Source organism: Pseudomonas edaphica (assembly GCF_005863185.1).
Taxonomy (GTDB): domain Bacteria; phylum Pseudomonadota; class Gammaproteobacteria; order Pseudomonadales; family Pseudomonadaceae; genus Aquipseudomonas; species Aquipseudomonas edaphica.
In genome coordinates, this window is sequence record NZ_VBVZ01000310.1 from 1 (window position 1) to 7,217 (window position 7,217).

Below are 7,217 nucleotides of genomic sequence, written 5' to 3' on the forward strand. Positions count from 1 at the left end.
CACCACTCCACCAACCCTTGGGCCCAACCTGAAGCGGCAACGGCGGGCCAGATCGACACGCCCAGCAACAACCAACCGGCCATGCGCAGGCTTGAGCGCCGCGCGGGCGACGGCTTGCTGTGCAGCAACTCGCCGTGATGGCGGTCGGTGGCCAGGCACAACGCGGTAAACCCGGCGTAGCACATCAACAGGGCGAGCAGCATTCAGTGCGCCTCCTGCTTGAGCGTCATTGCCCGCACACGTTCGGCCTTGGGTTGCGTGCGGTGTTGCATCTTCCACGCCGCCCAGGTGAGGAACAGGCCACTGGCCAGGCAGGTCAGGTCGAAGCCGGCCATGGCCCAGTCACCCTTGGCCAATGACGTGCCCAAGTGCTGCGAGGTGGTCAGTGCGTTGAGCAGAGGGATCGCCACAAACAGCAGCGCAGCGAAGCTCAGTTGCTCGACCCAAGCCTGGCGACCACGGCGCAATACGGCGTGCAGCAGGCTCAGGCCCCAGGCGATAAAGAAGGTTTGTATTTCCCAATCGGAACGCTCGGCGAAGCTGACCGGCAACAGGCGATTGGCCCAGAAAAACGCCGCGATGGCGATCATCAAGCCAGACATGCTGGCGATGTTGAGCACCTCCACCAGCCGCAGCTCAAACGGCATCGCCCCGGTTTTAGCGTGCCTGAGCTGGCGCTTGCCCAGCCAGATCACCAGGCCGGTGCCGATCATCGCCGTGCCCGCCAGGCCACAGATAAAGTACAGCCAGCGCAGCACCGGGCCGGCGAAATGGCCCATGTGCAGGCCATAGAAACTGCCGCCAATCGCCGCCGGCAGCGATTGTTCGCCACTGACCCGCAGCAACTCGCCGGTGGTGCCGCTGAATGACACGCTGCTGCCAAAGTCATGCACCACACGGTCGGAGCCGGCGCGCACCACATTGACCGACGCGTTCACATCGCCAGGGTTGTTAACCACCAAACGGCCCACATGCCCACCGGCCCATTGCGTGCGCGCCTGCTCGTACATCGGCAGTAATGGCAGCAACTTACCCGGCTGGCCGAGCGCCGGCGCATTGTTGGTATTGGGGAACACTTCATTAAAGAACGCACGGCTGTCGTCGCCATACGAGGCAAGGATCGGCGCAGGCATCACCATGTTCATGAAGATCACCAGGCTGCTGTAGGTGATCATCAGGTGAAACGGCAACACCAGTACGCCCACCGCGTTATGCCCGTCGAGCCACGAACGCTGGCCCTTGCGCGGGCGGAAGGTGAAGAAGTCCTTGAAGATTTTCTTGTGGGTGATGATCCCGGTGATCAGCGCGACGAACATCACCATCGCGGCGATCGTCGACAGCCAGCGGCCCCATGGGTAAGGCATTTGCAGCTGGAAGTGGAAGCGGTAGAAGAAATCGCCACCCATGCTTTCGCGAGCCTGGACCGGTTGAGCGCTGACAGGGTCGAGGACTTTCTGGATAAAGTTGCCGCGTTTGCCGGGGTCGATCTTGTCTTGCCACATCACCGACAGGCCAGGGTCACGGCTGTTGGGCAGGGTGATAAACCAGCGCGCGGCGTTGGGCGCCTGTTGCTGCAGATAGGTTTGCGCGGCGGCGAGGCTGCGCGCTTCATCCAGCGGATGGGCCTGCACTTCGGGCTGCATCCAGTGGGTAATTTCGTCTTTGAAATAGGCCAGGGTGCCGGTCAGAAAAATCGCAAACAGCAGCCAGCCGAAGATCAGGCCGGCCCAGGTGTGCAACCAGGCCATCGCCTGGCGAAAGCCCTCTTTCATGTGCGTGCCATCCAAAAACCCACGCCCGCCAGGGTGGCAAATAACGCGCTCGGCAGCATCACGCCAAACCAGGCGCGCGAGGCTGTGCGGCAGGCGAAGCACCAGATGACGGCCAGCAGATAGAACACAAACGAACTCATCATCCCGGTGATCACCGCGTCGGCGCGCGAGGTGGGCATCCACAGCGCCATACACACGGCCGCCAGCGACGCCATCAGATAGCCGCCGACCACAGCGGCCAATGCACGCGAGGTGACGGCGAGGCGGTAAGAGACGGCCAGTGAGGGTTTGCTTTTCATCGGGGAGACGCCAGATTCATCAGCGCGCAATATTAATGATAAATATTCTCATAAGCAAAAGAGAACGGATGAATCACCTGCCCGCATGGATTGCCGAACGCGTATCACGCCCCTTACAATGCGAACAATTCTTGTTCTCTAAAGTGCATTGATACTTTCGGAGTGAACGCGTTGCAGCCGTCCAACACCGTCGAAGTCCTGTACCACGACCATCACCTCTGGCTTACCGGCTGGTTGCGACGCAAACTCGGCTGCCCGCAAAGCGCGGCGGACCTGGCGCAAGACACCTTCATCCGCGTGCTCACGGCCCGCGAAGCCCCCACGCTGATCGAGCCACGCGCCTTCCTCACCACCGTGGCCAAACGTGTGCTGTTCAACTTCTACCGCCGCCAGGACCTGGAGCGCGCCTACCTCGATGCCCTCGCGCAGATGCCCGAACACGTGGCGCCCTCGGAAGAAGACCGCGCCATCATCCTGCAAACGCTGGTGGAGCTGGACCAACTGCTCGACGGCCTGCCCGTGCAGGTCAAGCGCGCCTTTCTGCTGGCCCAGCTCGACGGCCTGACCTACGCGCAAATCGGCGCCGAACTGGGCATCTCCATTGCCACGGTCAAACGCCATCTGAATAAAGCAGCGATGCGCTGCTACTTCGCCCTATGAACTTTTCTACCCAGGTTGCGGAACAGGCTGTGCACTGGCTGATGAAAATGCAGCAAGGTGCGCTTAACCCGCGCCAGCAAGCGGCGTGGCAGCACTGGCTGAATGCCCACAGTGAACATCAGCGCGCATGGGACCATATCCAACGCGTCAACCAGCGCCTGCGTGGCATGCCCTCGCCTCTCGCTCACGCAGCGCTGAACGCGCCGCAATCGAGTAGCCGACGCCAGGCCCTGAAGCTGTTGCTGATTCTCGGCGCGGGTTCAGCCGCCGCATGGGGCTTGCGCCAACAGCATATTTTGCCGCCGCTGAGCGCCGACTACCGCAGCCCCATTGGGGAACGTCGCAAGGTGCAATTGGCCGATGGCAGCCAGTTGCAGCTCAATACCGGCAGTGCGGTGGATGTGCATTTTGATCGGCAGCAGCGCCTGATCCGCGTGCTCGAAGGCGAGATATTGCTGACGGCGCGCGCAGGTGATACGCCGCTGCGCGTACTCACCGGCCAGGGTTTGCTCAGCAGCCAGGCGGCCCGGCTGAATGTGCGCCAGTTCAACGACCATACTCAACTGGCGGTGTTTGACGGCCATGTCGACGTGATGCCCAACAGCTACAGCGGTTTGCCGTTGACCGTCGAGGCCGCGCGCCAGGTCAATTTCACCCGCAAAGGCTGGGACACGCCGCGCTCGAACGACGCCAACAGCGGCGCCTGGGCCGACGGCATGCTGGTGGCGGCGCATATGCGCCTGGACGATTTCCTCGCAGAGCTTGGCCGTTATCGCCGGGGCCAGCTCAACTGCGACCCGCAAGTGGCCAACCTGCTGTTGTCCGGCAGTTATCCATTGGCCGACAGCGAACGCATTCTCGACCTGCTGGAAGTCAGCCTGCCGGTCAAGGTGCGGCGCTTTACGCGCTACTGGGTAACCGTTCAGGCCCGCGCCTGAAAAATTATTTTCAAGAACAGTGAGCCGTTTTCCACACCTCGCGTGACAGAGAAGGAAAGCCCCCTTGATCCTTCCTTCTCAGGACCGCACGTCATGCCCCAGCAGCCGACCCCTCTCGCCCGCACCTTGCGCCAACTGTTACTGGGCGCCAGCCTCAGTTTTACCGTACTGCCTCAGGTGGTGGCGGCCGAGGCCAAGCCGTATCACATCGCACCGGCCTCGCTGGAAGCGGCGCTGAATCAATTTGGTCGCGAAGCTGGCGTGCTGATTTCGTTCGGTTCGCAAGTCACGGCCGGCCTGCAGAGCCGTGGTTTGTCGGGCAATTACAGCGCCGACGAAGGCCTGCAAAAACTGCTGGAAGGCACCGGCCTGCAAGCCCGCGCCGAGGGCGACAAGGCCTACAGCCTGCAACCGGCCAGTGCGGCTGCGACCGTGGAGCTGCAAACCTCCAGCGTGGTCGGCGACTGGCTTGGCGACGCCGCGCAAACCAATGTGTTCGAGCACCCCGGCGCCCGTGATGTGATCCGCCGCGAAGAATTCGAACGCCAAGGCGCCACCCAGGCCCGCGATGTGCTCAACCGCATCCCTGGCGTCAACGCCCCGGAAAACAACGGCACCGGCAGCCATGACATGGCGCTTAACTTTGGTATTCGTGGCCTCAACCCGCGCCTGGCCTCGCGCTCCACCGTGTTGATGGACGGCATTCCGGTGCCGTTCGCGCCCTATGGCCAGCCGCAGTTGTCCTTCGCGCCGATCAGCATGGGCAACATGGATGCAGTAGACGTGGTTCGCGGTGGCGGTGCCGTACGCTACGGCCCGCAGAACGTGGGCGGCATCGTCAACTTCGTGACCCGCGCAATCCCGGATACGCCGACCGTCAAAGGCGGTTTGCAGACCGAGACCAGCCCGTCCTCCAGCCATGACGGCTTCAAGACCACCGGTAACCTGCTGGCTGGCGGCACTGCCGACAACGGCCTGGGTGGCGCAATCCTGTACTCCGGCACCCGTGGCGGCGACTGGCGCGAAAACAGCAACACGCGCATCGACGACCTGATCCTCAAGGGCAAATACCAGCTGGATGACGCCAACAGCTTCAACGCCATGGCGCAGTACTACGAGGGCCAGGCCGATATGCCCGGCGGCTTGAACGTCAAGGACTACAAGGCTGACCCTTACCAATCCACCCGCCCTTACGACAAGTTCTGGGGCCGCCGCACAATGTTCAACGCCGGCTACCGTTACCAGGAAGACCGCCGCGAATTCACTGCCAACACTTTCTTCACCACCACGTTGCGTAATGGCTACCTGGACCAGGGCAACTTCCTGTCGTTGTCCCCGCGCGAGTACTGGGTACGCGGCCTGGAAACGCGCTTCGCCCAAGGCTTCGACCTCGGCCCTACCAGCCATGAAGTGGGCGTTGGCTACCGCTACATCAGCGAGGCCGGCCATGAGATGCGCTACCGCACGCCGATCAGCGCCAACCAGCAACTGCCCAACACCAACAGCCGCAACGACCGCGACACCCGTGGCGCCACCGAAGCCAACGCGTTCTTCATCGACGACCGCATTGATATCGGCAAGTGGACCATCACGCCGGGCGTGCGCTACGAGATGATCGAGTCCCAGCAGACCAACAACCTGAGCAACGTCAAATACAAGGGCGACTACAACACCGCGCTGCCGGCGTTGAACGTGCTCTATCACCTCACCGAAGACTGGAATCTCTACGCCAACACCGAAGGTTCGTTCGGCAGCGTGCAATACAGCCAGATGCCCAACCGCGTGAGCAGCGGCGAAGTGAAACCGGAAAAAGCCCGCACCTGGGAACTCGGCACGCGCTACGACAACGGCAGCCTGCGTGCGGAAATCGGCGCGTTCCTGATCAACTTCGACAACCAGTACGACAGCAACCAGACCAACGATACGGTGATCGCCCGTGGCGAAACGCGCCACCAGGGCATCGAGTCGAGCATCAACTACGCCCTCGACGGCTTGAGCCCGGCGCTCGCGGGCTTTGACGTGTACGCCACCTACGCCTATGTGGACGCGACCATCCGCGAAGACGGCCCGAACAAAGGCAACCGCGTGCCCTTCTCGTCCAAGCACAAAGGCACGCTGGGCGTGGGTTACACCGAAGGCCGCTGGAAGCTCAATGTCGACAGCAGCTACCAGAGCAGCCAGTTCGCCGACAACGCCAACACCCAGGCCGAAACTGCCGACGGCGCCAACGGGCGTCTCCCCGGCTACATGCTGTTCAGCAGCCGCGCAGCGTATGACTTCGGCCCGCAACTGTCGGACTTGAACGTGGCGGTCGGAGTGAAAAACATCTTCAACAAGCAGTACTTCACGCGCTCGTTCGACGACAACAACAAAGGCAAATATGTAGGCGAGCCGCGCACGGTGTACGTGCAGACCTCCATCGCGTTTTAGGTACCGGCGAGGCTGCGAAGGCGGCGGCACGGGCGACACATAAGTTGCCTGACCCACCGCTTTCGCAGCCTCGCTAAAGCTCGACAGCTCCCACAGGGGATCGGCATTGTCGTTTAGATCTGCATTGGCCGACTCTAACTGCCTGCCAGGCAACTCGGGGTGCCGGCCACCAAGGCGTCGATGGCGCAGCGCGTCTTGGCTGGCATGTGTGCGGCCGTCGGCCAGATCACGTGGATTGGCGCAGGCTGGTCGCGGTGGCTTGGCAGTACCGCTTCCAGTTGCCCGCGCAGCACGTAATGCGCAATCAACCAGCTCGGCAACCAGGCCAGGCCCACGCCCGCAATCGCGGCATCGGCCACGGCCTGGAGGTCGTCGAGCATCAACAGCGAAGGCACACCGGGGCGCTGCGAGGTATTGCAACGGTAGGCAATGCCTCGGTGGGCGGCGAGGTCATCGATAGAGTCGATAGGCCCGACCCGCTGCAAATAGGCCGGTGAAGCCGCCAGGCCAACCGATTGTTCGCCCAGGCGACGTGCACTCAGGCGGTCAGTGTCCGGCAGCGGACCAATACGCACGGCCACGTCGAAGCCTTCCTGTGCGAGATCGATCAGCCGGTCAGAGAACGAGATCTCGATCTCCAACGCCGGGTAACGATCCATCAACCCCCACAACGCTGGCGCCGCGTAATGATGACCGAAAGCCAAAGGCAAGCTCGCCCTTAAACGCCCGCGAGGCTGCTGTCGGCCGCTTTCCAGCACCGATTCGGCAGCTTCCAGCTCTGCCAACGCACGCAAACAATGTTCGTAGTACGCCTGCCCATCCTCAGTCAGACGCTGGCGGCGGGTGGAGCGCTGCAACAGGCGAGTGCCCAAGCGCGCTTCGAGGCGCGCCAGGCCTTTACCCACGGCCGAACGCGTAAGGTTCAGTCGTTCGGCAGCCTCGGTCAGGTTGCCGCTCTCGACGACTTGCAGAAAGAGCTCAACACCATCAAAACGCGGAGTGGCCATGCTTAATTGTCGCCCTTAATTCCCTTATCAAAGGAAAACTTATCACGAATAAAGAATTCTGCTCCCGCGAGAATAGCGCTCTCCCCCAAGCAAAAGGAATATCCCATGCCG

The 7,217-nt window shown here is 62.1% G+C and carries 7 protein-coding genes; 3 read left to right on the top strand and 4 right to left on the bottom strand.

Translation table 11 applies throughout. The annotated features are described in order from the left end of the window. From FEM54_RS19610 to FEM54_RS19620, 3 genes are all read right to left on the bottom strand, one after another. A partial coding sequence (locus FEM54_RS19610; RefSeq protein WP_138452559.1) for a DUF3325 domain-containing protein occupies window positions 1-203 on the bottom strand: 203 nt, incomplete at its 3' end. Beyond that, window positions 204-1,772 carry a PepSY-associated TM helix domain-containing protein gene (locus FEM54_RS19615; protein ID WP_138452561.1) on the bottom strand — a complete coding sequence of 523 codons (1,569 nt, stop codon included), beginning with the start codon at window positions 1,770-1,772 and terminating at the stop codon, window positions 204-206. Beyond that, window positions 1,769-2,071: a DUF3649 domain-containing protein gene (locus FEM54_RS19620; RefSeq protein ID WP_026013535.1), complete on the bottom strand. Its 303-nt coding sequence runs from the start codon at window positions 2,069-2,071 to the stop codon at window positions 1,769-1,771. The genes FEM54_RS19615 and FEM54_RS19620 overlap by 4 nt, the downstream gene beginning before the upstream one ends. A 171-nt stretch (window positions 2,072-2,242) precedes the next feature. On the opposite strand from FEM54_RS19620, the gene FEM54_RS19625 reads away from it, so the two are divergent. From FEM54_RS19625 to fecA, 3 genes are all read left to right on the top strand, one after another. Then, window positions 2,243-2,731 (top strand): sigma-70 family RNA polymerase sigma factor, encoded by a 489-nt coding sequence (locus FEM54_RS19625; RefSeq protein ID WP_099548693.1) that lies wholly within the window; start codon window positions 2,243-2,245, stop codon window positions 2,729-2,731. Continuing rightward, the gene (locus FEM54_RS19630; RefSeq protein ID WP_138452563.1) at window positions 2,728-3,669 is read left to right on the top strand and encodes a FecR domain-containing protein; all 942 of its coding nucleotides are present in this window, start codon (window positions 2,728-2,730) and stop codon (window positions 3,667-3,669) included. Before FEM54_RS19625 ends, FEM54_RS19630 begins: the two co-directional genes overlap by 4 nt. Window positions 3,670-3,762: 93 nt before the next feature. Next, a complete protein-coding gene (gene fecA, locus FEM54_RS19635; RefSeq protein WP_138452565.1) occupies window positions 3,763-6,099 on the top strand; it encodes a TonB-dependent Fe(3+) dicitrate receptor FecA in 2,337 nt (778 codons plus the stop codon). 134 nt (window positions 6,100-6,233) lie between these two features. On the opposite strand, the gene FEM54_RS19640 is transcribed toward fecA, so the two are convergent. Beyond that, window positions 6,234-7,106 carry a LysR family transcriptional regulator gene (locus FEM54_RS19640; RefSeq protein WP_138452567.1) on the bottom strand — a complete coding sequence of 291 codons (873 nt, stop codon included), beginning with the start codon at window positions 7,104-7,106 and terminating at the stop codon, window positions 6,234-6,236. Between the last annotated feature and the right edge of the window lie 111 nt (window positions 7,107-7,217).